Here is a 24,404-nt window from a genome sequence, read left to right as displayed (position 1 = left end):
CTAGAGCTCCTTCTCGTACCAGGCCACGTCCCAGTACCGTCCGAACTTGCGGCCCACCTCGCGGTGGGTGCCGAGATGACGGAACCCGAAGCGTTCGTGCAGCCGCGTGGACGCTTCGTTGGGCAGGGCGATGCCCGCGTACGCGCGGTGCAGGTCCTCGCCCGCGAGCGCCGCGAAGAGCGCCTTGTACAACAGCGTGCCGATGCCGCGCCGGCCCGCGTGCGGGGCGACGTACACCGTGACCTCCACCGAGGTCTGGTAGGCGGGTTTGGTGCGGTAGGGGCTCGATGTGGCGTAGCCCAGAATCTCCTGTGTGTCACCGTCCGTGGCAACCATCAGGCGGTGCGGGCCGTCTTCAGGGTGGGAGAGCAGCCACGGGCGGCGCTCCTGCGGGGTGAACACGGCGGTGTCGAAGGTGATGGCCGTCTCACGTACGTAGTGGTTGTAGAGGTCGGTGAGGGCTTCGAGGTCCCCCTCGACTCCCGGCCTGACCTGCACCTCTGCTTGGTTCGCCGACACCGGCCCACCTCCTGTGGCCGGACAGGGTACTGCAAGATCAGAAAATTCGGGGGGCGGGTTGGGAATTCTGTCCGGATTCCAGTCGTTGTTTCTCTCGGATGCAGGGCACCCGAGAAAGGTGCTCAGCGGCACTCGACGGCGAGTGCCGGCGTCTGAGTGACCACCCGCCAGCCCACCATCGCAAGGGAGCACGCATGGCAACCCGTGCCGTCGCCCGTCGTAAGTCCGCCACCGGCGAGACGGCCGACGCGGCAAGCAGTGTTCGCGCCCACGCCGGCGAGATCGCCGACCGTGACCTGGTCGGCATGTACCTCGACGAGATCGCGCGCACACCGCTGCTCGACGCCGCCAAGGAGGTCGAGCTGTCCCAGATCATTGAGGCGGGTGTGTTCGCGCGACAGGTTCTCGACGGGTACGAGGAGTCCAAGGCCGAGGCCTCCCGCGAGGAGCTCCAGGCCCTCGTGGACGACGGCGAGCGGGCGAAGGACATCTTCATCCGCTCCAACCTCCGCCTGGTCGTGGCGGTGGCCCGGCGCTACCCCCGTAGCGGCCTGCCCCTGCTCGACCTGATCCAGGAGGGCAACGCCGGCCTGGTGCGGGCGGTCGAGAAGTTCGACTACCGCAAGGGCTTCAAGTTCTCGACGTACGCGACGTGGTGGATCCGTCAGGCCATCACCCGCTCGATAGCGGACCAGTCGCGGACCATCCGCCTGCCCGTCCACCTGGTGGAGGAGCTGGGCCGGATCCGCCGTGTGCAGCGCGAGTTCAACCGCGAGCACGGCCGCGACCCGGAGCCCGCGGAGATCGCGGCGGAGCTCGGTTCGAACGCGGACCGGGTGACGGACGTCCTGGACTGGGCCCGCGACCCGGTCTCGCTGAACATGTCGGTGGACGACGAGGGCGAGACCCAGTTCGGCGACCTGCTCGAGGACACCTCGGCGGTCTCGCCGGAGCAGTCCGTCCTGACACTGCTGCGCAGCGAGGAGCTCGACCACCTCATCGGCCGCCTCGACCCGCGCACGGCCTCCATCATCAAGATGCGCTACGGCATCGACGACGGCCGCGAGCGCACGCTGACGGAGGTCGGCAAGGAGCACGGCCTGACCCGCGAGCGCATCCGCCAGATCGAGAAGCACGCTCTGCTGGAGCTGAAGAAGCTGGCGCGCGACACCGGCTTCGAAGCGGCGGCGTAAGGCCGTGGAAGAGCGCGTGCGGCCTTGGGAGCGCCGGGCGGCGTGCACCGCCCGGCGCCGCGCACGCCGGGTGGCGGAAGACCGCGCAAACATGGCGCTGTAACGCCGCTTCAAGTGCAGGAACCAAGGGAAAAAGACTTCAGGGCACAGGAGTTCGGCCCTGTCCCACCCCTCGAACCACGTCCCGACGCACCACCCCCCCCGGCGCCGGGACCTTCCCAGAGTCGGGCTCCGGCGCCATCCCCCCGAGCGCCGGGGCCCGGCTCCTTTTGTGCGTACGGGCTCCGGGTCCGGCTCCTTTTGGTGCCCGCGGTTCCGGGCGGGCATGCTGGTGGGCGGGGCACCCCGGACCTGAACCCCGGGGTGGCCCGCCGGATGGCAGATTGTGCCACATGGGCATAGCCTGCCGAAGTGAGCAGCTCCACCCCCGCACCAAAACCCCGCCTCTCCTCGGCCGAGCAGCCCTCTCTCGTCGAGCGACGCAAGGCCGCGACCCGTATGGAGATCGCCCGGGCTGCCGCGGGACTGTTCGTCAGACAGGGACTTCGCGCCACGCGCGCCGAGGACATCGCGCAGGCCGCGGGGGTCGCCCCGCGCACCTTCTACCGCTACTTCGCGTCCAAGGAGGAGGCCGTCGCCCCGCTCTACGCGGCCGGCGCCGAGCGGTGGACGGAGGCGGTCGCCGCCGCCCCCGCCGATCTGCCCCTCCCGCAGGCCCTGGAACACGCGGTCCGCCACACCCTGACCCCGGGCGCCGGAGTCTCCGCGGCCTCCTGGGAACTGGTCCGCACCCTGATCCGCCTGACCGACACCAGCCCCGCCCTGGGCAAGGTGTGGGCGGAGGTGTGTCATGCCTCGGAGACGAGACTGGCAAAGGTGCTGGAGGGGCGGGCCGCCGGCGGATCGCGCGACGCCGACAACGTTGGCACGGAGGACGGCGCCGCTCCCGCGAACTCCTCCGCACTGCGGTTCGCCGCCGCCGTCGCCGGTGCCGCGGTACGCGTGGCCGTCGAAAGCTGGGCGACCGGCACGGCTCCGGCGAGCGGCCCCACGGGCCCGGCGGCCCTGGCCCTGCGGAACCTGGAGGCGCTGCGGGGGTTTCCCTGGGCGGAGCTGGTGGAGGGGCAGCCCGGGGTGCCGCGGCGGGCGCCCTAGGCGTGCGTCGCCGCTCGGGTCAGACGGCCGCCCAACTCCCGTACCCACTCCACCAGTTCGGTCGGCTCCTGCACCGTGAAGTCGAAGCCGAGCAGGGCGAGGCGGGCCGCCAGCCAGTCCGGCCCGTCGGCCGTGCGGCCGCGCAGGCGGCAGGAGCCGGTGTTCAGGGGTTCCGGTACGCCCAGCCAGGACGGGATGCGGGCCGCGACGGTCTGCGCGCTCGCGGCGAACGTGACCTCGAAGTCGTAGGACTCCTGGTGGCGTTGCATCGAGCGCCGCAGGTACTCCGCCGCGTCCCCCGTCGGCAGCTCCCGCGGGGCGAACCGCGCGCCGGTCGCGAAGGGCTCGCTCACCCGGTCCACGCGGAAGGTCCGCCAGTCGGCGCGATCGAGGTCGTAGGCGACGAGGTACCAGCGGCGTCCGGTGGAGACGAGCCGGTGGGGCTCCGTCACGCGTCGTGACTCGGTGCCGTCCCCTGCGCGGTAGGCGAACCGCAGCCGCTCCCGGCCGGCCACCGTGGACGCCATCACGGTCAGCGTCTCCGGCGCGATGCTCGCCCCGTCCCCGCTGGTCAGCGGGGTGGTGGCGGCCTGCAGGGTGGAGACGCGGTGACGCAGGCGCGAGGGCAGCACCTGCTCCAGCTTGGCGAGCGCCCGTACGGACGCCTCGTCCACGCCCTCCAGGGCGTGCCCGGCGCCGGCCCGCAGCCCGATCGCGATCGCCACCGCCTCCTCGTCGTCCAGTACGAGCGGCGGCATGGCCTTGCCCGCGACCAGCCGGTAGCCGCCGTCGGCGCCCATCGTCGCCTGCACCGGATAGCCCAGTTCGCGCAGCCGGTCGATGTCACGGCGCACGGTGCGCCGTGACACCCCGAGCCGGTCGGCGAGTTCGCCGCCGGGCCATTCGCGCGGGGTCTGGAGCAGGGAGAGGAGCTGAAGGAGCCGGGCCGGGGTGTCGGTCGTCATGGGAACTCCTCCGTCGTCGGGGCCGGCAGCCCCGGGGTTTCTGCCGTCTGTTCCGAGGCCTTTCCAGGATGCCTGCCAACTAGGACATGACCTGTCCTACTGGGGCCGTAGCTTCACAGCATGACCTCCACCGAAACCCTCGGGGAAACCCCCGCCGGCCCGGCCGACCGCCGCCGTTGGTTCGCTCTCGCCATCGTGATGACCGCGGCCTTCATGGACCTCGTCGACGTCACGATCGTCAACATCGCGATCCCGTCCATCCAGCGCGACGCCGGGGCGTCCGTAAGCCAGATCCAGTGGATCACCGCCGGTTACGCCCTCGCGTTCGCCGCCGGCCTGATCACCGGCGGACGGCTCGGCGACATCCACGGCCGCAAGCGGATGTTCCTCATGGGCATCGGCGGCTTCACACTCGCCTCGGCCCTGTGCGGCTTCGCCGCCAACCCGGAGATGCTGGTCGCCTCCCGCATCCTCCAAGGCGCGATGGCGGCGATGATGGTGCCGCAGGTCCTGTCGATCGTGCACGCCACCTTCCCGGCGCACGAGCGCGGCAAGGTGTTCGGCCTGTTCGGCGCGATCGTGGGCCTCGGAGCCGTCTCCGGACCGCTGCTCGGCGCGCTGCTGACGGAGTGGAACCTGTTCGGCTTGGAGTGGCGGCCGATCTTCCTCATCAACCTTCCGGTCGGCGTCGCCGCCCTGATCCTCGGCAGCCGCTTCATCACGGAGTCGAAGGCCCCGCGGGCGCTGAAGCTGGACCTGGTCGGCGTCGCCCTGGTCACCCTCGGCCTGACGATGCTGCTCTACCCGCTGACCCGGGGCCGTGAGCTCGGCTGGCCGCTGTGGGGGTATCTGTCGATGGCCGGCGCGCTCGTCGTCTTCGGCGCCCTGGTCGCGTACGAGAGGCGCAAGACCGTGCGGGACGGCTCACCGCTGGTCGAGCTCTCCCTGTTCCGGGTGAAGAGCTTCGCCGCCGGTATCGCCGTACAGACCGTCTTCGGTGTGGCGCTCGGGGTGTTCTTCCTGGTGTGGACGCTGTACATGCAGATCGGCCTGGGCTGGAGCCCGCTGCGGGCCGGGCTGACCGGGGTGCCGTTCTCGATCGCCGTCTCCACGGCCGCGGGCCTGTCCGTGCAGAAGCTGGTGCCGCGCCACGGCCGCCGGGTCCTGCAGGCGGGTGCGCTGCTGATGGCCGCGGGCGTCCTGCTCTACATCTGGGAGTCCGGCCGCTACGGCATGGCGATCGCCTCGTGGCAGATGGCACTGCCGCTGATCGTGATGGGCGTCGGCATGGGCCTGATCGTCGCCCCGCTGACGGACGCGGTGCTCTCGGAGGTGCCGCGCGAGCACGCCGGGTCGGCGTCCGGACTCATCAACACCGTGCAGCAGATGGGCAATGCGCTGGGGCTCGGGCTGGTGTCGGTGGTGTTCTTCGGCGAGATCGGCGACCGGCTGACGGCCGCGCAGGTGGGTCCGGCCTTCGTGAACGCCTTCCAGCACGCGCTGGGCTGGGTCGCCGCCGTCATGGCCGTGATCTTCCTGCTGATGTTCGCTCTGCCGCGGCGGTCGGCGCAGCATACGGAGGGCGGCGCAGCGTCGCAGGACGCGCTCGCCGCGGACGCGCCGGCACGGTCGGACGAGCCCGCACGGTCGGACGAGCCCGAGCTGGTCGGCTGATCCAACGGCCTCGGCCCGCCTCCCGCGGTATGGGGAGGCGGGCCTTCGCGTGTCCGCGCCGGGAGACCTGGTTGGATGCCCGTTTGTGTCTGCTCCATGTCCGAACCCGTTTACTTCTCGGAAATGCGGGCGTAGTCTCCGACTGAAACCACAGGTTCGGGCACAGGTCGGAGGCGAACGGACATGTACGCTCCGGAGCGGCAGCAGGAGATCCTCCGGCTCGCCCGTGACGGCGGGCGGGTGGATGTGATCTCGCTGGCCGAGGAGTTCCAGGTGACGGCGGAGACCATCCGCCGGGACCTGAAGGCCCTCGACCGCGCGGGACTCGTCCGCCGGGTGCACGGTGGTGCCATCCCGGTCGGACGCCTCGACTTCGAGCCGGACCTCGCCGAGCGCGAGGGCACCGCGGCGGACGAGAAGGACCACATCGCCAAGGCGGCCGTCGCGGAACTGCCCGGCGAGGGCACGCTGATCCTCGACGCCGGCACGACGGTGGCGCGCCTGGCGGCCGCCATCCCGCTGGAGTCCTCGCTCACCGTCGTCACCCACAGCCTGCCGATCGCGGCCCGTCTCGCCGACCACCCCGGCATCCAGCTCCACCTCGTCGGCGGCCGGGTACGGCACCGCACGCGCGCCGCCGTGGACGCCTGGGCGCTGCGGGCGTACGGCGAGATCCGGGCGGACGTGCTGTTCGTGGCGGCCAACGGCTACTCCGCCGAGCACGGCCTGACCACCCCCGACCTCGCCGAGGCCGCGGTCAAGCGCGCGGCGGTCGCCGCGGCCCGCCGCGTCGTGCTCCTCGCCGACTCCTCCAAGCACGGCCAGGAGCACTTCGCCCGCTTCGGCGACCTGAGCGATGTGGACCTGCTGATCACCGACAGCGGGCTGAGCCCGGAAGACGCCACCGCCATCGAGCGCGGCGGCACGGAAGTAGTGCGCGCATGATCCTCACCGTCACGCCCAATCCCTCCCTGGACCGCACCTACGAGGTCCCCTCGCTGGAGCGCGGCGAGGTCGTCCGCGCCACCGGCGAGCGGGTGGACCCGGGCGGCAAGGGCGTCAACGTCTCGCGTGCCGTCACCGCCGCGGGCCGGCGCACGGTCGCGGTGCTGCCGCTGGGCGGTGCGCCGGGAGCGCTCGTGGCGGATCTGCTCGACGCGCAGGGCATCGAGGTCGCGCCGGTGCCGATCGCCGGGCCCACCCGCTCCAACATCGCGCTCGCGGAGGCGGACGGAGTACTGACGAAGATCAACGCGCCGGGTCCTCAACTGTCCGCCGAGGAGCAGGAGTTGCTGCTGGAGACGGTGCGCGCGCAGTCGCCGTACGCCTCCTGGATCGCCTGCTGCGGCAGCCTGCCGCGCGGCCTTGCGCCCGCCTGGTACGCCGACCTCGTCGCGCGGGCGCACGCCGCGGGCGCCCGGATCGCGCTGGACACCTCCGGGCCCGCTCTCCTTCAGGCGCTGCGCGAGCGGCCCGACGTGGTGAAGCCGAACGCCGAGGAGCTCGCGGAGGCCGTCGGGCGCCCCCTGTCCACCGTCGGTGACGCGGTGAAGGCCGCCGAGGAACTGCGCGGGATGGGCGCGCGCGCCGTGCTCGCCAGCCTGGGGGCCGACGGGCAGCTGCTGGTGGACGAGGCGGGCGCCTGGTTCGGCAGCGCGCGGGTGGATGCCGTACGCAGCAACGTCGGCGCCGGCGACTCCTCGCTGGCCGGCTTCCTGATCGCGGGCGGCAGCGGCCCGGAGGCCCTGGGCCTCGCGGTCGCCCATGGCGCGGCGGCCGTCCGGCTGCCGGGCAGCGTGATGCCGACCCCGGCCGACCTGGACCCCGCAACGGTGACGGTCACGGCGGACGTGCCCACCGACCGCGTACTGAAGGAACCGGCGTCATGAACCTCCGTACCTTGCATGGCACTTGGGTCGGTCCTTTCGGCTTCTGCGGTGTCTCCGGTCCTTCCGGCGCTTCCGGTGTCTCCGGCCTTTCCGCCCCTTCCAGCCCTTCCGGCCGCTGCGCCCCTTCCAGCCCTTCCGGCCGCTGCGGCCCTTCCAGCCTTTCCGACCCTTCCGGCCGCTGCGACCCTTCCGGCCGCTGCGGCCCTTCCGGCCGATCCGGCCCTTCCGGCCCCTCCGGCCGTTCCAGCCGTTCCGGCCGTTCCGGCCGCTGCGGCCCTTCCAGCCCTTCCGACCCTTCCGCCCCTTTCGGCCCTTCCGGCCGCTGCGGCCCTTCCGGCCGCTCCGGCCGCTCCGGCCGCTCCGGCCCTTCCGGTCCCTCCGGCCCTTCCGGTCCCTCCGGCCCTTCCAGCCCCGATGCGACGACTCCCCGAATTCCCCGCAGCACCCCCGTCCCCGTCCCCGCCCACCCCACCCACCGGGCGATACGCGTGCTAAGGAGCCCGCGATGAGCGAGATGATCACCGCGGACCTGGTCGACCTCGACCTGTCCGCCGACACCAAGGAAGCGGCGGCGCGCGCCCTCGCCGAACGGATGGTCTCCGCCGGCCGGGTGACCGACCTGGAGGGCTTCCTCGCCGACGTGGCCGCGCGCGAGGCCCAGATGCCGACCGGCCTGGACGGCGGCATCGGCATCCCGCACTGCCGCAGCGAGCACGTCACCGAGCCGACGCTCGCCTTCGGGCGCAGCGCCGCCGGTGTCGACTTCGGTGCCGCGGACGGCCCCGCCGACCTGATCTTCCTGATCGCTGCGCCCGCGGGCGCCGACGACGCCCACCTGACGATTCTGTCGTCGCTGGCCCGGCAGTTGATGAACACCGAGTTCACCGACGCTCTGCGCGCGGCGGGCGACCCGGCCGCCGCGGCCGCGCTGATCCGCGGGGACCGGACGCCCGCCGCGGCCGGTTCCGAGAACTCCGCCGCGGCTTCGGAGGCGGCCTCCTCCGAAGCCGCGGCGGGCAGCACGGCCCCGGCGCCGGACACGAAAGCCGGGGACGTGAAAGCCGGGGGCGCGGGCGCTGGGGACGCGAGTGCCGAGGACGCGTCCGCTCCGGCGCCGGGCGCCCCGGACGCGCGCCCCTTCCGCGTCGTCGCCGTCACCTCCTGCCCGACCGGTATCGCCCACACGTACATGGCGGCCGAGTCGCTGGAGAACGCCGGCCGCGAGGCGGGTGTCGAGGTCACCGTCGAGACCCAGGGCTCGGCGGGCTTCACCCGGCTCGACCCGGCCGTCATCGCGGCGGCGGACGGCGTGATCTTCGCCCACGACGTCCCCGTACGCGAGAAGGACCGCTTCGCCGGCAAGCCGACCGTCGACGTCGGCGTGAAGGCCGGCATCAACCGCCCCGCCGAGCTGATCTCGGAGGTCCGCGAGAAGGCGGCACGCGGCGAGGTCACCTCCGGCTCCGCGCCGTCCACGCCGGTCGAGCGGGGTGGTGAGGCGAGCGAGGGCTACGGCACCAAGCTGCGCAAGTGGCTGATGTCCGGCGTGAGTTACATGGTCCCGTTCGTCGCGGCCGGCGGTCTGCTGATCGCCCTCGGCTTCGCGATCGGCGGCTACAAGATCAACAAGGCCCCGTCGGTCATGGACCACTTCATCTGGACGCAGGGCGACAGCTGGGCCGCGCTGCTCTTCCAGATCGGCGGCGTCGCCTTCGCCTTCCTGGTCCCGGTGCTGGCCGGCTACATCGCCTACGGCATGGCCGACCGCCCCGGCCTGGTCCCCGGCTTCGTCGGCGGCTCGATCGCCCTCACCATCAACGCCGGTTTCCTCGGCGGACTCGCCGCCGGACTGATCGCCGGTGGCGTGGTGATGGCCATCCAGAAGGTGCGGATCCCGGCGGCGGTGCGCGGCATCATGCCGGTGGTGGTGATCCCGCTGATCTCCTCGGCGATCGTCGGATTCCTGATGTTCGTCGTGATCGGCAAGCCCATCGCCTCCGCCCAGAAGAACATGACGGACTGGCTGAACGGCCTCTCCGGCGCCAACGCCGTGCTGCTCGGCGCCCTGCTCGGCCTGATGATGTGCTTCGACCTGGGCGGTCCCGTCAACAAGGTCGCCTACACCTTCGCCACCGCCGGTATCGCGGTCTCCGACCCGAGCGACTCCGCGATGAAGATCATGGCCGCGGTGATGGCCGCCGGTATGGTCCCGCCGCTCGCGATGGCGCTGGCCACCACGGTCCGCGGCAGGCTCTTCACACCGACCGAACGCGAGAACGGCAAGGCCGCCTGGGTGCTGGGCGCCTCCTTCATCTCCGAGGGCGCGATCCCCTTCGCCGCGGCCGACCCGCTGCGCGTCATCCCCTCCTCGATGGTGGGCGGCGCGATCACCGGCGCCCTGTCGATGGCCTTCGGCGCCACCCTGCGCGCCCCGCACGGCGGCATCTTCGTGGTCCCGCTGATCGGCAATCCCTTCCTCTATCTGATCGCCATCGCGGTCGGCACCTGTGCCACCACGGCGTTGGTGGTGGTCCTCAAGGGCCTGCGCAAGCCGGCACCGGGGGCCACGACCACCGGCCCGGCGGACGGTAAGGCCGCCACGACGGCCGAGGCGAAGCAGCCCGTGGCCGCGTAACCGGCGCGATCCCGCATGTCCCTTTGTGGCGCTGTGAGTTGATCACGGCGGCAAAAGGGCAACTGCGGCACCTGTACCACCTGCGAGATTCATCACGGTCCGGGGCCAAAGTCCCGGACCGTGGTGTCTACTGGACCGCATGCCTGATGAGCACGTCTCCGTCTTCCAGTCGCTGGGCGTGGTGATCCTCGCCCTCGCCGTCGCCGTCTGGATCTTCGGTCTGATCAGCCTCGCGCGCCGCGGCCACTTCGGTCCGGTGCCCCGGGCCCTCGGCGGCAGCCCGCGCGCCCTCGCGCATCAGCGCCGCTCGGCTCCGTACGTCGAGTACGTCGAGCTGACCCCGGCGGAGCAGGCCGCGTTCGCCCGTCTCGTACGACAGCTCAAACGCCGCTGACCAGAGCAGTACCGGCGTGCGCGGCGAGAGGGTTGCCCGCTCTCAGGAGACCTGCTCCGCCCGTCGCTCCATCGCGTCCCGGGCCGCGTCCTCGCTGACGTAGACCTCGCACATGTGCCGTCCGTCGGGCGTCACCGTGTGCTCGACCTCCCACAGGGAGACCTCCTCGCCGTCCTGCAGCAGGAAGGCGTGCTCGTAGAGCGAGAAGCACAGTCCCGTGCGTCCGGCGCGGCACGGGCGGCCGAACGCCTGGGTGATCTGGTGCGCGAACGCCGTGGCGAGCAGCTCGGCCGTCCGCGCGTCCGGCCGGTCCGTGTTCTCCGCGCGGCGCAGCAGCCGGCGGGCGTGATCCGCCGAGTCGTCCGGCGCATACGCGTGCCGGGGGGCCGGGATCGGCGACAGCTGCACCGTCACCGGCAGTTCGAAGTCCGGAGTCTCCTGCGGCAGGGGCAGCCGCACGGTCGCGGTGCGCAGCTCCTCCTCGCCGGCATACACCTCGTGCTGCGCGGCGTCGCCCGGCGTGGTGTTGTGCACCAGCTCCCACAGCGTGAGCGCCGAGCCGTCGGCGAGCAGCCAGGTGTGCCGGTAGGTCTCGCGGTGCAGACCCGCGCTGTGGTGCGCGGAGTACAGCGAACCGTCGTACGCCAGCGCGCGGTCGAGCCGTCGTATGGTCTCGTCCGGCAGTTCGAAGCTGTTCAGGGCACGGCCGAGGAGTCGCGCGAGATGCTCCTCCGGAGACTCGGGCGACTCGGGTGGCTCGTACGCTGCCGTCTCGTACGGAACGCTCAAGGCTTCTCCCGGCGTTGCTGCATGTCACCTTGTGGGTGCATACCGTAGCCCCTCGGTCGGACATCATGTCCGGGAACCGAAAAAACCTACGTACGCAAAACGCGCGGGCCGCGCGAGAAGTTCCCGCACGGCCCGGTGAGTTCAGAAGAAACCGCAGCTCAGGCGCTGCTGCCCGCGATCCACTCGCTCCACGGCAGGTTCCAGCCGTTGAGTCCGTTGTCGGGCGAGACGGTCTTGTCGGGGGAGTTCTTGACGATCACCACGTCCCCGATCAGCGAGTTGTCGTAGAACCACTTGGCGGGCGTGGCGCTCTGCGCGCCCTGCACGTCCGCGAGCCCGACGCAGCCGTGGCTGGTGCCCTCGCGGCCGAAGGGCGGATTGCCCTTGTTGTACCAGTAGTTTCCGTGGATGAACGTCCCCGACGTCGTCAGCCGCATCGCGTCCGGCACGTCCGCGATGTCGTACTCGCCGCCGAGACCCACGGTCCGGCTGTTCATCCGGGTCTGCCGGAACTTCTCGGAGATCACCATCTGCCCGTTGTACGTGGTGTGCTCCGGGCTGCCCGAGGAGATCGGCACCTTCCTGAGCACCTTGCCGTCCCGCACGACCGTCATCGTCTGGGTGTTCACGTCGACCGTGGAGACCTGCGAACGCCCGACGGTGAAGGTGACCGTCTTCTTCTGCACACCGAAGACGCCGTTCGCGCCCTCGACGCCGTCCAGGTCGATCCTCATCGTGACCTTGGAGCCGGCCTTCCAGTACTCCTCGGGCCGGAAGTCGAGCCGCTGCGTCCCGAACCAGTGCCCCACCACCTTCTGGCCGCTGCTGGAGGAGACCGCGATGTGCGACTGCACGGCCTTCCGGTCGGTGATCGCCTTGTCGAAGGTGAACGACACCGGCATGCCGACCCCGACCGTGGTGCCGTTGTCCGGCGTGTACGTCCCGATGAAGCTGTTCGCCGAACTGACGGTCGTGAAGATGGAGTTGGCGGCTGCGGTCCGGCCGTCGGCGTCCTTGGCGGTCGCCGAGATCCGGTACTTCGTCCCGCGCTCCAGCTGCTCCTTCGGCTTCCAGACGGCGCCGTTCGCCGAGAGCGTGCCCGGCACGGCCTGCCCGGACCCCGCCAGCGTCATCTTCACCTCGGTCAGCCTGCCGTCGCTGACCTTCACACCGGTGGTGTTGATCGAGGCGTCGGTCGCGCCGTCCTTGGCCGAGATGACGATCTTCGCCGTCGACGTCTTCGCCGAGTCCTTGCCCTTGCCGTCGCCCGACTCGGCGTTGGCGTTGCCGCCGCAGGCGGTGAGGGTGAGGGCGCCGACCATCAGGGCGGCACAGGCCCCCAGTGCGCGCCGCGCTGCTATGTCCGGCGTTTTCACGTTCTGCTCCAGGTTCGTGTGGTGTGCGTGTTCCGTTCCAGTGCGTGGAGAAAGAGGGAACGGGACGGCCCGGAGGTTCCCTTCGTGGGTCATGAACGCCATCACGTGACAGAACCAGGACAATCGCAGGCCGGCGCACACCGCCCCCGGCTCAACCGCTGCCGTACAACTCCTCGTACGACGGCCACACTCCGCCCGCCCCGTCCACCGAACCGGCGGCCCGCACGGCGCGGACGATCGCCCGGGTCACCACATCCGCGCCCGCCGCGAGAACCTCGTTCAGGGCCAGGGGATTCACGGCGTCGAGCGGCCGCGCGCCGGTCGCCAGCGTGAACACCGTGTCCCCGTCGTTGAGCAGATGCACCGGACGCACGGCGCGCGCGATGCCGTCATGGGCCGTGCCGGCCAGCTTCTGCGCCTGCGCCTTGGACAGATCCGCGTCGGTGGCGACGACGGCGAGCGTGGTGTTCATCGGAGGGCGGCCGTTCCGCACCGCGCTCTCGGCGAGGCGCTCGCGCGCGGCCTCGTGGACCTTCGCCTCCGGGTGGTCCACCCGGCCCTGGAACAACTCCCCGTACAACACCCCCGTTTCCGGATCCATCGCCGAACCGGCCGCGTTGGCCACCACCAGCGCGGCCACCGTGATCCCCGAGCCGAGCACGACGCTCGCACTCCCGACACCGCCCTTGAGCGGCCCCACCGCCGCGCCCGTGCCGGCGCCCACGCAGCCCTCCTGCACCGGCGCCCCGGCCGCGCTCGCCGCCGCCGCCTCGACCGCGGCCCGCCCGGTGGCCGCGTCGGGCCGGGCGGAGAAGGCGCCGCCGCGTCCCAGGTCGAAGACGCACGCCGCCGGCACCACCGGCACGACGTGCGCCGGGTCCGCCCCGACGCGCACGCCCCGCCGCTGCTCCTCCAGCCAGGCCATCACCCCGGACGCCGCGTCGAGCCCGTAGGCGCTGCCGCCGGTCAGCACGATCGCCTCGACCTTGCTGACAAGGTTGCGCGGGTCGAGGGCGTCGGTCTCCTTGGTGCCGGGTCCACCGCCCCGCACATCCACGGCGGCGACCGCCCCGCCCTCCGGGGCCAGTACGACCGTGGTGCCGGTGAGCCAACCGTCGCCGGTACGCGTCGCGTGCCCCACCCGCAGCCCGGCGACATCCGTCAGAGCGTCAACTGTCATGCACCCAGTCTCGCCCGGCCCCCTGACCCGCAGGGCGTCATCAAGCCGTCGTGGAGCCGATGTCGCGTCACCGTCTCGCCGGGGCCGGTACGACCGTGACGCCGGAGCCGGGGCGCCGCCCGGCCGTGACCGCGACACCGTGACGTCAGAGCCAGGCCGGTATCACCCCACGGGTGCCGTGGTGCGCTCGCCGCTCGAACCGCTCGCCCCGCGCTCCCGCGCGGCCATGCGTGCCGTCAGGGTCACCCCGGCCGCCACCGCCAGTGCGCACACCAGGCCCGTCGCGAGCACCGCCCAGGAGCCCAGGAAGGTGCAGACGATCACCAGCAGCGACGCGGTCGGCAGCACCAGCTGCTGGGCGATGCCCACCTTGTAGAAGCGGGAGTGCAGCGCCCAGACGGTGAGCAGGAACAGGGCCGTCGGCAGGGTCACCGATGCCGACGCGGACAGGGTCGAGATGTGCGCCTCGCCGACCGCCTGCTCCACCGCCACCTCCAGGCCCGCGCCGATCGCGGCCCCCGACGCGAAGATCAGGTAGTGGCCGTAACCCCACAGGAACGACTCCCGGTTGGAGCGCAGATGCCCGTGGATGGGCACCACGAAGTAGATCCACCAGGCGGCGAAGATGATCAGCAGCCCGCCGGCGGCGATCGGGAGCAGCTCGCCCAGGGCGTCGTTCTCGTCGAGGCTCGACTTCACGGCGACGGTGGCCGCCGCGATGGTCTCGCCGAGCACGATGATCGTGAACAGGCCGTACCGCTCGGCGATGTGGTGCGGGTGCCAGGACGTGGCGTGGGCCTTCTCCGCGTACAGCGGCACCAGCATCTCCAGCGGTGCGATCACCAGGAAGACCCACGGCCGGGCGTGCTCCGGCAGGACCAGCAGTCCCAGCCAGCCGATCTGGCACAGCAGCACGCCGACCGCGTACCGCAGCGCCATGGTCCGCTCGGCGCCCCCGCTCGCGCGGGCCACCCGCAGCCACTGCGCCGTCATGGCGAGGCGCATGATCGCGTAGCCCAGCCAGACGAGCAGGAATTCGTGCTCGTCGAACGCCCGCGAGACCCCTGCGGCCAGGACGAGGACTCCGGCGATCTGGATCAGCGTGACGACGCGGTAGAGCACGTCGTCGTTGTCGTACGCCGAGGCGAACCACGTGAAGTTCATCCACGCCCACCAGATGGCGAAGAAGATCATCGCGTAGTTGAGGATCCCTTCGCCGGCGTGCCCCTCGGCCAGGGCGTGCACCAGCTGGACCCCGGCCTGGGCGATGGCCACGACGAAGCACAGGTCGAAGAAGAGCTCGAGTGACGAGGCGACACGGTGTGCCTCGTCGCGGCCGCGTGCCGTGAGTCTGCGCAGCGGTCTGTGTTCGGCCGGCGGGCCGGAGGGCGCCGGCGGTGGGGTGGGGCTGCTCGTCATGCGTTCCAGCACACCAGATGGCCGGCGGAAAGTCCTGTGAAGGGATCACGAGCGTCTGGTGCCCGGATTGCACGGACGGTCCGGACTGGACGGACGGCCTGGGGAGCCCTGAGGGCTCGGGGGCCGGCCGGGGGCGGAGGGAGCGCCCCGCGGTGCCCGGCAGCGGTCGCTCCTGCGCGCCGTACCCTGGAGGCATGACCTCCGCCCCCGACCCCGAGCCGCGCGCCCCGAAGCCCGCGCTGATCTTCGACGACCCGCTGGACCAGCAGTCCTCGGACGACACGGACCACGGCTGGGGTGAGCGCCCCGCCTCGACCGGCGACGCCGCGGCCGACCTGAAGCGCTTCCTCGACGAGAAGCCGCCCCACCACCTCTGAACCGCGGAGGCGGCACGGGCCGCACACCTCAGCGGTCGTCGTGGCCGTGGCCGCGCTGGGCGACCAGGGTGTCGCGGATCTCCTTGAGGACCTCCAGCTCGGTCACCTCGATGACCTCCTGGGTGCTCTCCTTGGCCTTCCTGCGGGCCTCCTGGCGGGCCAGGTACTTCGACATCGGCAGCACCATCAGGAAGTAGACGACGGCCGCCGTGATCACGAACGTGAGCGTGGCTCCGAGCACCGAGCCCCACAGGATCCGGATGCCCTCGTCGCCCTGGCACGACCCGCTCAGGCACGAGCTGTAGTTGTCCAGGTTCTTGGTGCCGATCGCGCCCACCAGCGGGTTGATGATCCCCTTCACCACCGCGTTCACGATGTTGGTGAAGGCGGCCCCGATGACCACCGCGACCGCCAGGTCGACGACGTTGCCGCGCATCAGGAAGGCCTTGAAGCCCTGCAGAATGCTCGGTTCCTTCTTCTCGCTCACCGCGGGGCCTCTCATCGCTTGCGCAGGTTGGGGGACAAACAGTTCCGCAACTTACGTCAACGAACGGTCGCGCTGTCCAATTGGGTACCTGGAACGAGGGACTTGACAGGATCAACACACGATCACCGCCAAACGTGCCGTAGTGGACGCCGCGGCGAGATGCGCCGCGGTGGAGCGCGGCACCGAGAGCACGACCAGCGCCCCGCTGCCGGACGCGTCCTCCAGGGGCTCCGGCACCTTCGTCACCCGCGCCCCGCGCGCGACCACCCGGGCATCCCCTCCTGCCGCCGTCTCCTGCGCGGCGACGACGTCCACCCGGTCACCGGGCCGCAGCAGCCGTACCGTCTCCGCGTCGGAGATGCGCACGGGCGCGGCCACCATCCGCACGGCCCGGTGTCCTCGCACCGGGTCCGCCGCCGGATGGCCGCGCGCCGCCGGGCCGGCGTCCCGCGGCCCCGCCGCCACCAGCGCGGCCGCGGTCACGGCGAGCGCTGCGGCCACCGCCCGCCTCCGGTGCCGTACGAGCCGCTGCAGCCGGAACCGCCCGCCGCGCACCCGCACGGGAGCGAAGTGCGGGATCTCGCACGGGGCGGGGGCGTCGACGGCCGGCGGGTGCGGCACTGCGGGGGAGGAGGAGAGGAGCGGGGGAGGAAGGGACATGCGGGGTCACCACCTGCGTCGGGAGTCGGCTTGCAGACCCACGATGAGGTGTTTCTCCGATCTCTGCCGAGGCCGGTGGATCACCGACGGCTTGTGGACAACTCCCTCACCCGAACGGGAAGTTCCGGAGCCCCGCTCACTCCCCGACCTGCTCGCTCGCTCCCCGCCCCGCTCACTCCCGGGGCTCCCGCATCACGGCAGCTCGAACCCCGGATCCATCCCGCCCAGCGCCGTCGTGCACAGGCAGTCCCGTTCCTCGTTGGACGGCAGGGCGGCCACCGCGTCGAACAGCACGCCCCGCAGCCGGTCCACGTTGGCCGCGAACACGCGCAGCACCTCGTCGTGCGAGACGCCCTCGCCGGTCTCGGCGCCCGCGTCGAGGTCGGTGACCAGGGTCATCGACGTGTAGCAGAGCTCCAGTTCGCGGGCGAGCGCCGCCTCGGGGTGGCCGGTCATGCCCACCACCGACCAGCCCTGCGCCTGGTGCCACAGGGACTCCGCACGGGTCGAGAAGCGCGGCCCCTCGACCACGACCAGCGTGCCCCCGTCCACCGGCTCCCAGTCGCGCCCGCGGGCGGCCTTGAGGGCGGCGGCCCGGCCGACGGGGCAGTACGGGTCGGCCAGGGACACGTGCACCACGTTCGGCACCTTGCCGTCGGGCAGCGGGAACCCGTCGAAGTACGAGCCCGCCCGGGACTTCGTACGGTCGACCAGCTGGTCCGGCACGAGGAGCGTGCCCGGTCCGTACTCGGGGCGCAGACCGCCCACCGCGCACGGGCCGAGCACCTGGCGCACGCCGACCGACCGCAACGCCCACAGGTTGGCGCGGTAGTTGATGCGGTGCGGAGGCAGATGGTGGCCGCGGCCGTGGCGGGGCAGGAAGGCGACCCGCCGTCCGGCCACCTCGCCGAGGAAGAGGGAGTCGCTGGGCGGTCCGTAGGGGGTCTCGACCTGCACCTCGGTCACGTCGTCGAGGAAGGAGTAGAAGCCCGAGCCGCCGATTACACCGATGTCTGCGTTCGCCATGGCCAGCACAGTATCCGGCCCCCGACGGCGGGCGGAGAGGGGTGCCTGGTGCTGCAAGCCCAACCGCCGCAGACACCGAAGACCCCACCGTCCTACGACGGCAGGGTCCCGTGAGGCGAGTGCGGCAGGTCCTAGGCGGCGCTGCTGCCGGACGAGGCGCCGGTGCTCGACGGCTTGGAGTCCGAGGAGGACGAGGAGGAGCCCGACGAAGAGCTGGACGAGGACGCGGACGACGACTCGGTGGACGTCGACGGCTTGGACGACGCCGGCGAGCTGCTCGACGAGGAGCCGCGGCTGTCGTTGCGGTAGAAGCCGGAGCCCTTGAAGACGATGCCGACGGCCGAGAACACCTTCTTCAGGCGGCCACCGCAGTTGGGGCACTCGGTGAGGGCGTCGTCGGTGAACTTCTGCACCGCCTCGAGGCCCTCGCCGCACTCGGTGCACTGGTACTGGTAGGTCGGCACTGTCTTCCTCCTGGCACTCTCACTCAATGAGTGCTAACGACGGTCCATAGTGACGTATTCCTGAGGATCAGTCCACTGCCACCGGCGAGCGGTGACCGACGCCACGTGCCACGGTCAGGCTGCGCGGCCGGGTGGCCAGCCGGGACCGCAGGGCCAACAGGGTCACCAGGGCGAGCACCGTACCGCCCGCGGGCGCCAGGAATCCGGCGCCCGCCCAGAAGCGGTCCTCCAGCTGTCCTGCGACCGTGACGGCCACGGCCTGCCCGAGTGCCACCGCGCCGGTCAGCCAGGTGAAGGCCTCGGTGCGGGCGCCGGCCGGGACCAGGCCCTCGACCAGCGTGTAGCCGGTGATCAGGGCGGGCGCGATGCACATGCCGACGAGCAGGCCGAGGCCGGCCAGTACGACCACCGAGTGCGCGGCCCACAGGCCGCACGCCGTCAGCGCGAGGGCGCCGTAGCCCACGGCGAGGCGCCGCTGCGGGGCCATCCTCCAGGCGACGGCGCCGCAGACGATGCCGGAGAGCATGTTGCCCGCGGCGAAGACGCCGTACAGGACGCCGTTCAGACCGGGCTCGCCGATCGACTCGGTGAACGCGGCCAGCGAGACCTGCATGCCGCCGAAGACGGACCCGATCCCGAGGAAGGCGACGGCCAGAACGCGCACCCCGGGGACGCGCAGTGCGGACGTGTGCTCCACGCGCGCGTGCCCGGTGGCGGCGACTGCGGGCTGCGTGCCCTTCTGTGCCGCGAACAGCAGACCGCCGAGCAGGGTCAGGGACGCCTCCGTCACGAGGCCCGCGGCCGGGGCGACGGTGGTGCACAGGGCGGTGGCCAGCAGCGGTCCGACAACGAACGTCAGCTCGTCCGTGACCGATTCGAAGGCGGCCGCGGTGGTCATCAGCGGCGACCCCTGGAGCTTCACGCCCCAGCGGGCGCGCACCATGGGCCCCACCTGCGGCACCGAGGCGCCGGTCGGCACGGCGGCCGCGAACAGCGCCCACAGGGGCGCGTGGGCCAGGGCGAGCGCCGTCAGGGTGAGGCCGGACAGGGCGTGCAGCAGGACGCCGGGCACCAGCACGGCGCGCTGTCCGTAGCGGTCGGCGAGACGGCCGCCGTAGGGAGCGAAGAAGGCCATCGAGACACCGGTGACGGCGGCCGCGGCGCCCGCGGCCCCGTACGAGCCGGTGGTGTGCTGCACGAGCAGCACGATCGAGATCGTGAGCATCGCGAACGGCTGGCGCGCCGCGAAGCCGGGGACCAGGAACGTCCAGGCGCCGCGGGTGCGCAGCAGCTGTCCGTAGCCGGGTCGCTGGGTGACCGTGGATGCCACGGCCCGTGCCTTTCTGCCGCCTGGTGGCGCGCCCGTGCGGGGGCGCCGAGAGCTGTCCTCTGGTGCGGACTGCGGTAGATACCTGAGGCCGCCCGGAGTGCTGGGCGCCACGGCCGCCATACGGTCGCGTCAGCTCTGCGTCAGGCAGAGGTGGTTCGATCAGGGATATGCCTTCATCGTACAGGGATCAAGGCCCGGTACGCCTGTGAAAACGAGCACCACGCGCGCGTGCGCCTGCGATTCCCGTGGGCTCAAAGGGGAGAAAACGGGACACTCAGTGTTCCGCTCCCGCCCCGTCCGTCCCGAGCCACCCGGCCAGCTTGCCGCCGTGGCCCACCGCGCGCAGCCGCCGCTCGGCCGCGTCGCGCACCGGATCGGTGGCCACGACCAGCAGTTCGTCGCCGCGTCGCAGCACCGTCGTGGGCAGCGGGACAAACGATTTTCCCTCGCGTACGACGAGAGTGACGGCGGCCCCGGCCGGCATCCGCAGCTCGGCCACCTCGACGCCGTGCATCTTCGAGCCCTCCGGGATCGCGACGGACAGCAGATGCCCGCGCAGCCGCTCCAGCGGGGCGGACTCGATGCCGAGGTCGGCCGCCTCGCCGCTTCCGCCCAGGTGCAGCGTGCGGCCGAGCCACGGCAGTGTCGGCCCCTGGATCAGGGTGTAGACGACGACCAGGACGAAGACGATGTTGAAGATGCGGCGGCTGCCCTCGACGCCCTGCACCATCGGGATCGTCGCCAGGATGATGGGGACCGCGCCGCGCAGCCCGGCCCAGGACATCAGGATCTGCTCCGCCCGGGGCACCCGGAAGGGCGTCAGGCACACCAGCACGCTCAGCGGGCGCGCCACCATGGTCAGCACCAGGCCGATGACGAGCGCCGGCACGATGTCATCGCCGAGTTCGTGCGGGGTGACCAGCAGGCCGAGCAGGACGAACATGCCGATCTGCGCGATCCAGCCGAGCCCGTCGGCGAACCCGCGGGTGGCGGGCCAGTGCGGGAGTTTCGCGTTGCCCAGCACCATCGAGGCGAGGTAGACGCCGAGGAAGCCGCTGCCGTGCGCCAGCGCGCCCCCCGCGTACGCCGTGACGGCGATCGCCATGACGGCGATGGGGTAGAGGCCGGAGGCGGGCAGCGCCACGTGTCTGAGGCCCCAGGCGCCGAGCCAGCCCACCGCGAGCCCGATGGCTGCGCCGATGGCCAGCTCCAGCGCGATCTCCCCCACCAGCACGTACCAGTGCTCGACCGGGCCCGCCGTGGAGAAGGCCACGACCAGGATGACGACCGGGGCGTCGTTGAAGCCGGACTCCGCCTCCAAAATGCCCGTCACGCGCGCGGGGAGGGGAATTTTCCGCAGCACCGAGAAGACCGCCGCCGCGTCCGTGGAGGAGACGACCGCCCCGATGATGAGCGCCTGCCGCCATTCCAGCCCGACCAGATAGTGCGCGCCCGTCGCGGTCACCCCGACGCTCACCGCGACGCCCGCCAGCGCCAGCGTGGAGGCGGCCGGCAGGGCCGGCCTGATCTCCCGCCACTTCGTGCCCAGACCGCCCTCGGCGAGGATCACGACGAGGGCCGCGTAGCCGATGACCTGGGTGAGTTCGGCGTTGTCGAAGCGGATGTCGCCGATGCCGTCCTGGCCCATGGCGATGCCGATCCCCAGGTACACGAGCAGGCTGGGGAGCCCGCTGCGCGAGGAGATCCGGACCGCTGCCACGGCGACGAGCAGAACGAGAGAGCAGACGAGCAGGAGCTGGTTGAGATGGTGGACTGTCAGCGGCCGTTCCCTTCCCTGGCTCGTACGCATCGCGCGCGTGAGCTCACGTACAGATGACGCGGAGCCGGGAGGCCCCGCATCCAAGTACTTCGTTACCTTACCTAACTCTTGACGATTTCTTGACGTTCGGGCGGCGGGAACGCATGCGTGCCCGCGCTCGTTCCCCACTCCGCGTCAAGGGCTGTCAGGCCCTGCGCCTATGGTTGCTCCAGCGCTCATTCAAAAGGACAGCCCGCCTCGCCGCTCGCGTTAGGACAGCAAGGACAGCGATGCCCCCGAACACCACCGCCACAACGGGTGACAAGCCCGCCAAGTCCGGCAGGAAGAAGGGGCGCAAAGCCCGATTGGTCGTGCTGGTCCTGGTCCTGGCCATCATCGCAGGCGTCGCCTACGGGGCCTACTGGTCGATCAGCACCGTCCGTGCGTCGTTCCCGCAGACGAAGGGCTCGATCACGCTGCAGGGCCTGTCGGGACCCGTAGACGTCAAGCGCGACGGCAACGGCATCCCGCAGATCTACGCCTCCTCCGACGCGGACCTGTTCATGGCGCAGGGCTATGTCCAGGCGCAGGACCGGTTCTACGAGATGGACGTGCGCCGGCACATGACCTCGGGCCGGCTGTCGGAGATGTTCGGCAAGAGCCAGGTCGACAACGACGAGTTCCTGCGCACGCTGGGCTGGGACCGGGTGGCCAAGGAGGAGTACGACACCAAGCTGTCGGCGTCCACCAAGAAGTACCTCCAGGCCTATGCCAAGGGCGTCAACGCCTATCTGAAGGGCAAGGACGGCAAGGACATCTCCCTGGAGTACGCGGCGCTCGGCTTCGACAACAACTACAAGCCCGGGCCGTGGACTCCGGTCGACTCGGTCTCCTGGCTCAAGGCGATGGCCTGGGACCTGCGCGGCAACATGCAGGACGAGATCGACCGCGCTTTGATGACCAGCCGCCTCGACGCCAAGCAGATCGCGCAGCTGTACCCGGACTACCCGTACGACCGCCACAAGGCGATCGTGCAGGAGGGGCAGTACGACGAGGTCACCAAGACCTTCGAGCAGAGCGGCTCGTCGTCCGGCAGCGGCACGTCCACGGGCGGCACGACGGGCACAGGCACAGGCACAGGCACGGGCGTCGGTGCGGGCACCGGCACAGGCACGGGCACCGGTACCGGCACCTCGTCGGGCGGCACTGCCCTGGAGAGCCAGCTGGCGGGCCTCTACGACGTCCTGGACGACGTCCCCACCGCTGTCGGCGTGAACGGCCAGGGCATCGGCTCCAACTCCTGGGTGGTGGCCGGGAGTCACACCATCACCGGCCACCCGCTGCTCGCCAACGACCCGCATCTGTCGGCCTCGTTGCCGTCCGTCTGGTACCAGATGGGCCTGCACTGCCGCACCGTCTCCAGCAAGTGCCAGTACGACGTGACCGGTTACACCTTCGCGGGCATGCCCGGCGTGGTCATCGGCCACAACCAGGACATCGCCTGGGGCATGACCAACTCCGGCGTCGACGTCACCGACCTCTACCTGGAGAAGCTCAGCGGCGACGGCTATCTCTACGACGGCGACACGAAGGCCTTCAAGAGCCGCGAGGAGACCATCAAGGTCGCCGGCGGCAAGTCCAAGACGATCGTCGTGCGCCAGACCCGGGACGGCATGCCCCTGCTCTCCGACCGCGACGACGAGTTGGTGAAGGTCGGCAAGAAGGCCACCGTCGACACCGCGGCGCCCGACCGCGGCGACGGCTACGGAGTCGCGCTGCGCTGGACCGCGCTCGACCCGGGCACCACCATGGACGCCGTCTTCGCCATGGACAAGGCGTCGAACTGGAGCGAATTCCGTTCCGCCTCCGCCCTGTTCGACGTGCCCTCGCAGAACCTGATCTACGCCGACAAGAACAACATCGGCTACACGCTGCCCGGAAAGATCCCCACGCGCGCGGAGAAGGACGACGGCTCGATCCCCGCCCCGGGCTGGGACTCCAGCTACAAGTGGACCGGCTACATCCCCGAGGACGCGCTGCCGTACGAGTACAACCCGAAGCGCGGCTACATCGTCACCGCCAACCAGGCCGTGATCGACCCGGACAAGTACCCGTACACGCTGACCACGGACTGGGGCTACGGCACCCGCAGCCAGCGCATCACCGACCTGATCGAGTCGAAGATCAAGGGCGGCGGCAAGGTCTCCACCGACGACATGCGCCAGATGCAGCTGGACAACAGCAGCGAGATCGCCAAGCTGCTCGTGCCCGCCCTGCTGAAGATCGACGTCGGCGACAAGGAGGTCCGCAAGGCACAGGAGCTGCTGGAGGGCTGGGACTACACCCAGGACGCCGACTCGGCCGCGGCCGCGTACTTCAACGCGGTCTGGCGCAACATCCTCAAGCTCGCCTTCGGCAACAAGCTGCCCAAGGAGCTGCGGGTGGAGGGCCAGTGCCTGTGGGTCGACCCGGTCAACACCACCGGGCCCGCGGACAACACGCAGAAGGTGCGCGAGTGCGGCCAGCGCGCCGCCGACCAGGCGCAGCCTGACGGCGGCGACCGCTGGTTCGAGGTCGTGCGCAAGCTCATGAACGACCCGAAGAGCGCCTGGTGGACCACGCCCAAGGCGGGCACCCGGCCCCCCGCGACGCACAACCGCGACGACCTGTTCAAGCGCGCGATGATCGACGCCCGCTGGGAGCTGACCGCCAAGCTCGGCAAGGACATCGACACCTGGAGCTGGGGCCGGCTGCACCGGCTGTTCCTGAAGAACCAGACCCTCGGCACCGACGGCCCCGGCTTCCTGAAGTACATCCTCAACCGCGGCCCCTGGAAGCTCAGCGGCGGCGAGGCGACGGTCAACGCCAGCGGCTGGAACGCGGCCGGCGGCTACGGCGTCGTATGGGTCCCGTCGATGCGCATGGTGGTCAACCTCGGCGACCTCGACAAGTCGAAGTGGATCAACCTCACCGGCGCCTCGGGGCACGCCTACAGCGCCCACTACGTCGACCAGACCAGCAAGTGGGCCAAGGGCGAACTGCTCGACTGGAACTTCTCGGCCAAGGCCGTCGACAAGAACACCAGCGACACCCTGGTCCTGAAGCCGTGAGCA

21 protein-coding genes are annotated in these 24,404 nt (G+C 71.2%); 9 read left to right on the top strand and 12 right to left on the bottom strand.

From position 1 onward, the window contains the following. Positions 1–519, bottom strand: a complete 519-nt coding sequence (locus MQN93_RS15565) for a GNAT family N-acetyltransferase (RefSeq protein ID WP_242709925.1) — start codon at positions 517–519, stop codon at positions 1–3. 194 nt (positions 520–713) lie between these two features. Here MQN93_RS15565 and MQN93_RS15560 point away from each other — a divergent pair, with 194 nt between their 5' ends. Both MQN93_RS15560 and MQN93_RS15555 read left to right on the top strand, forming a co-directional pair. Next, the gene (locus MQN93_RS15560; protein WP_016436496.1) at positions 714–1,712 is read left to right on the top strand and encodes a sigma-70 family RNA polymerase sigma factor; all 999 of its coding nucleotides are present in this window, start codon (positions 714–716) and stop codon (positions 1,710–1,712) included. A gap of 411 nt (positions 1,713–2,123) precedes the next feature. Then, positions 2,124–2,867: a TetR/AcrR family transcriptional regulator gene (locus MQN93_RS15555; RefSeq protein ID WP_372504365.1), complete on the top strand. Its 744-nt coding sequence runs from the start codon at positions 2,124–2,126 to the stop codon at positions 2,865–2,867. Here the strand turns inward: MQN93_RS15555 and MQN93_RS15550 are convergent. Then, positions 2,864–3,832, bottom strand: coding sequence for a helix-turn-helix transcriptional regulator (locus tag MQN93_RS15550; protein WP_242709924.1), 969 nt, complete (start codon positions 3,830–3,832; stop codon positions 2,864–2,866). The two genes, MQN93_RS15555 and MQN93_RS15550, sit on opposite strands and share 4 nt — an antisense overlap. Before the next feature lie 120 nt (positions 3,833–3,952). Here MQN93_RS15550 and MQN93_RS15545 point away from each other — a divergent pair, with 120 nt between their 5' ends. From MQN93_RS15545 to MQN93_RS15525, 5 genes are all read left to right on the top strand, one after another. Next, complete coding sequence (locus tag MQN93_RS15545; RefSeq protein WP_242709923.1) at positions 3,953–5,506, top strand: MFS transporter; 1,554 nt, start codon at positions 3,953–3,955, stop codon at positions 5,504–5,506. Between the two features lie 183 nt (positions 5,507–5,689). Next, entirely contained in the window at positions 5,690–6,451 is a 762-nt protein-coding gene (locus MQN93_RS15540; protein WP_016436492.1) for a DeoR/GlpR family DNA-binding transcription regulator, read from the top strand. Further along, a complete protein-coding gene (gene pfkB / locus MQN93_RS15535) occupies positions 6,448–7,395 on the top strand; it encodes a 1-phosphofructokinase (RefSeq protein ID WP_242709922.1) in 948 nt (315 codons plus the stop codon). Before MQN93_RS15540 ends, pfkB begins: the two co-directional genes overlap by 4 nt. Positions 7,396–7,900: 505 nt before the next feature. Further along, positions 7,901–10,030 (top strand): PTS fructose transporter subunit IIABC, encoded by a 2,130-nt coding sequence (locus tag MQN93_RS15530; RefSeq protein ID WP_242709921.1) that lies wholly within the window; start codon positions 7,901–7,903, stop codon positions 10,028–10,030. 139 nt (positions 10,031–10,169) lie between these two features. Next, entirely contained in the window at positions 10,170–10,424 is a 255-nt protein-coding gene (locus tag MQN93_RS15525) for a hypothetical protein (RefSeq protein ID WP_016436489.1), read from the top strand. Between the two features lie 42 nt (positions 10,425–10,466). On the opposite strand, the gene MQN93_RS15520 is transcribed toward MQN93_RS15525, so the two are convergent. From MQN93_RS15520 to MQN93_RS15505, 4 genes are all read right to left on the bottom strand, one after another. Next, positions 10,467–11,213, bottom strand: coding sequence for a DUF6227 family protein (locus MQN93_RS15520; RefSeq protein WP_016436488.1), 747 nt, complete (start codon positions 11,211–11,213; stop codon positions 10,467–10,469). Positions 11,214–11,371: 158 nt separating this feature from the next. Continuing rightward, on the bottom strand, positions 11,372–12,589 hold the full coding sequence (locus MQN93_RS15515) for a L,D-transpeptidase (RefSeq protein WP_242709920.1): 1,218 nt from the start codon (positions 12,587–12,589) through the stop codon (positions 11,372–11,374). Between the two features lie 151 nt (positions 12,590–12,740). After that, positions 12,741–13,769, bottom strand: a complete 1,029-nt coding sequence (locus tag MQN93_RS15510; RefSeq protein ID WP_016436486.1) for a P1 family peptidase — start codon at positions 13,767–13,769, stop codon at positions 12,741–12,743. A 162-nt stretch (positions 13,770–13,931) separates the two neighbouring features. Then, positions 13,932–15,188: a low temperature requirement protein A gene (locus MQN93_RS15505; RefSeq protein WP_016436485.1), complete on the bottom strand. Its 1,257-nt coding sequence runs from the start codon at positions 15,186–15,188 to the stop codon at positions 13,932–13,934. Positions 15,189–15,382: 194 nt separating this feature from the next. Here MQN93_RS15505 and MQN93_RS15500 point away from each other — a divergent pair, with 194 nt between their 5' ends. Then, positions 15,383–15,565 (top strand): hypothetical protein, encoded by a 183-nt coding sequence (locus MQN93_RS15500; protein ID WP_037783123.1) that lies wholly within the window; start codon positions 15,383–15,385, stop codon positions 15,563–15,565. Positions 15,566–15,593: 28 nt separating this feature from the next. Here the strand turns inward: MQN93_RS15500 and mscL are convergent, their stop codons facing one another. The 6 genes from mscL to MQN93_RS15470 form a co-directional block, all read right to left on the bottom strand. Then, positions 15,594–16,052 (bottom strand): large conductance mechanosensitive channel protein MscL, encoded by a 459-nt coding sequence (gene mscL, locus MQN93_RS15495; protein ID WP_016436483.1) that lies wholly within the window; start codon positions 16,050–16,052, stop codon positions 15,594–15,596. A gap of 111 nt (positions 16,053–16,163) precedes the next feature. Next, a complete protein-coding gene (locus tag MQN93_RS15490; protein ID WP_016436482.1) occupies positions 16,164–16,712 on the bottom strand; it encodes a CpaB family protein in 549 nt (182 codons plus the stop codon). Positions 16,713–16,904: 192 nt separating this feature from the next. Then, positions 16,905–17,738 carry an S-methyl-5'-thioadenosine phosphorylase gene (locus MQN93_RS15485; RefSeq protein WP_016436481.1) on the bottom strand — a complete coding sequence of 278 codons (834 nt, stop codon included), beginning with the start codon at positions 17,736–17,738 and terminating at the stop codon, positions 16,905–16,907. A 131-nt stretch (positions 17,739–17,869) separates the two neighbouring features. Further along, entirely contained in the window at positions 17,870–18,202 is a 333-nt protein-coding gene (locus MQN93_RS15480) for an FmdB family zinc ribbon protein (protein WP_016436480.1), read from the bottom strand. 67 nt (positions 18,203–18,269) lie between these two features. Further along, positions 18,270–19,532, bottom strand: coding sequence for an MFS transporter (locus MQN93_RS15475; RefSeq protein ID WP_242709919.1), 1,263 nt, complete (start codon positions 19,530–19,532; stop codon positions 18,270–18,272). A 274-nt stretch (positions 19,533–19,806) separates the two neighbouring features. Next, a complete protein-coding gene (locus tag MQN93_RS15470) occupies positions 19,807–21,342 on the bottom strand; it encodes a potassium/proton antiporter (protein ID WP_016436478.1) in 1,536 nt (511 codons plus the stop codon). Between the two features lie 239 nt (positions 21,343–21,581). On the opposite strand from MQN93_RS15470, the gene MQN93_RS15465 reads away from it, so the two are divergent. Then, positions 21,582–24,401 (top strand): penicillin acylase family protein, encoded by a 2,820-nt coding sequence (locus tag MQN93_RS15465; RefSeq protein ID WP_242709918.1) that lies wholly within the window; start codon positions 21,582–21,584, stop codon positions 24,399–24,401. Positions 24,402–24,404: the final 3 nt, after the last annotated feature.

Source organism: Streptomyces spinosisporus (assembly GCF_022698145.1).
Taxonomy (GTDB): domain Bacteria; phylum Actinomycetota; class Actinomycetes; order Streptomycetales; family Streptomycetaceae; genus Streptomyces; species Streptomyces spinosisporus.
The sequence above is the reverse complement of the archived record's forward strand: the minus strand, read 5'-3'. Positions and strand labels throughout refer to the sequence as shown.

Coding starts and splice junctions, on each gene's coding strand:
- MQN93_RS15560 (WP_016436496.1), top strand. CDS start 714: ATGGCAACCCGTGCCGTCGCCCGTCGTAAGTCCGCCACCGGCGAGACG.
- MQN93_RS15550 (WP_242709924.1), bottom strand. CDS start 3,832: ATGACGACCGACACCCCGGCCCGGCTCCTTCAGCTCCTCTCCCTGCTC.
- MQN93_RS15545 (WP_242709923.1), top strand. CDS start 3,953: ATGACCTCCACCGAAACCCTCGGGGAAACCCCCGCCGGCCCGGCCGAC.
- MQN93_RS15540 (WP_016436492.1), top strand. CDS start 5,690: ATGTACGCTCCGGAGCGGCAGCAGGAGATCCTCCGGCTCGCCCGTGAC.
- pfkB (WP_242709922.1), top strand. CDS start 6,448: ATGATCCTCACCGTCACGCCCAATCCCTCCCTGGACCGCACCTACGAG.
- MQN93_RS15530 (WP_242709921.1), top strand. CDS start 7,901: ATGAGCGAGATGATCACCGCGGACCTGGTCGACCTCGACCTGTCCGCC.
- MQN93_RS15525 (WP_016436489.1), top strand. CDS start 10,170: ATGCCTGATGAGCACGTCTCCGTCTTCCAGTCGCTGGGCGTGGTGATC.
- MQN93_RS15510 (WP_016436486.1), bottom strand. CDS start 13,769: ATGACAGTTGACGCTCTGACGGATGTCGCCGGGCTGCGGGTGGGGCAC.
- MQN93_RS15505 (WP_016436485.1), bottom strand. CDS start 15,188: ATGACGAGCAGCCCCACCCCACCGCCGGCGCCCTCCGGCCCGCCGGCC.
- MQN93_RS15500 (WP_037783123.1), top strand. CDS start 15,383: ATGACCTCCGCCCCCGACCCCGAGCCGCGCGCCCCGAAGCCCGCGCTG.
- MQN93_RS15490 (WP_016436482.1), bottom strand. CDS start 16,712: ATGTCCCTTCCTCCCCCGCTCCTCTCCTCCTCCCCCGCAGTGCCGCAC.
- MQN93_RS15485 (WP_016436481.1), bottom strand. CDS start 17,738: ATGGCGAACGCAGACATCGGTGTAATCGGCGGCTCGGGCTTCTACTCC.
- MQN93_RS15470 (WP_016436478.1), bottom strand. CDS start 21,342: ATGCGTACGAGCCAGGGAAGGGAACGGCCGCTGACAGTCCACCATCTC.
- MQN93_RS15465 (WP_242709918.1), top strand. CDS start 21,582: ATGCCCCCGAACACCACCGCCACAACGGGTGACAAGCCCGCCAAGTCC.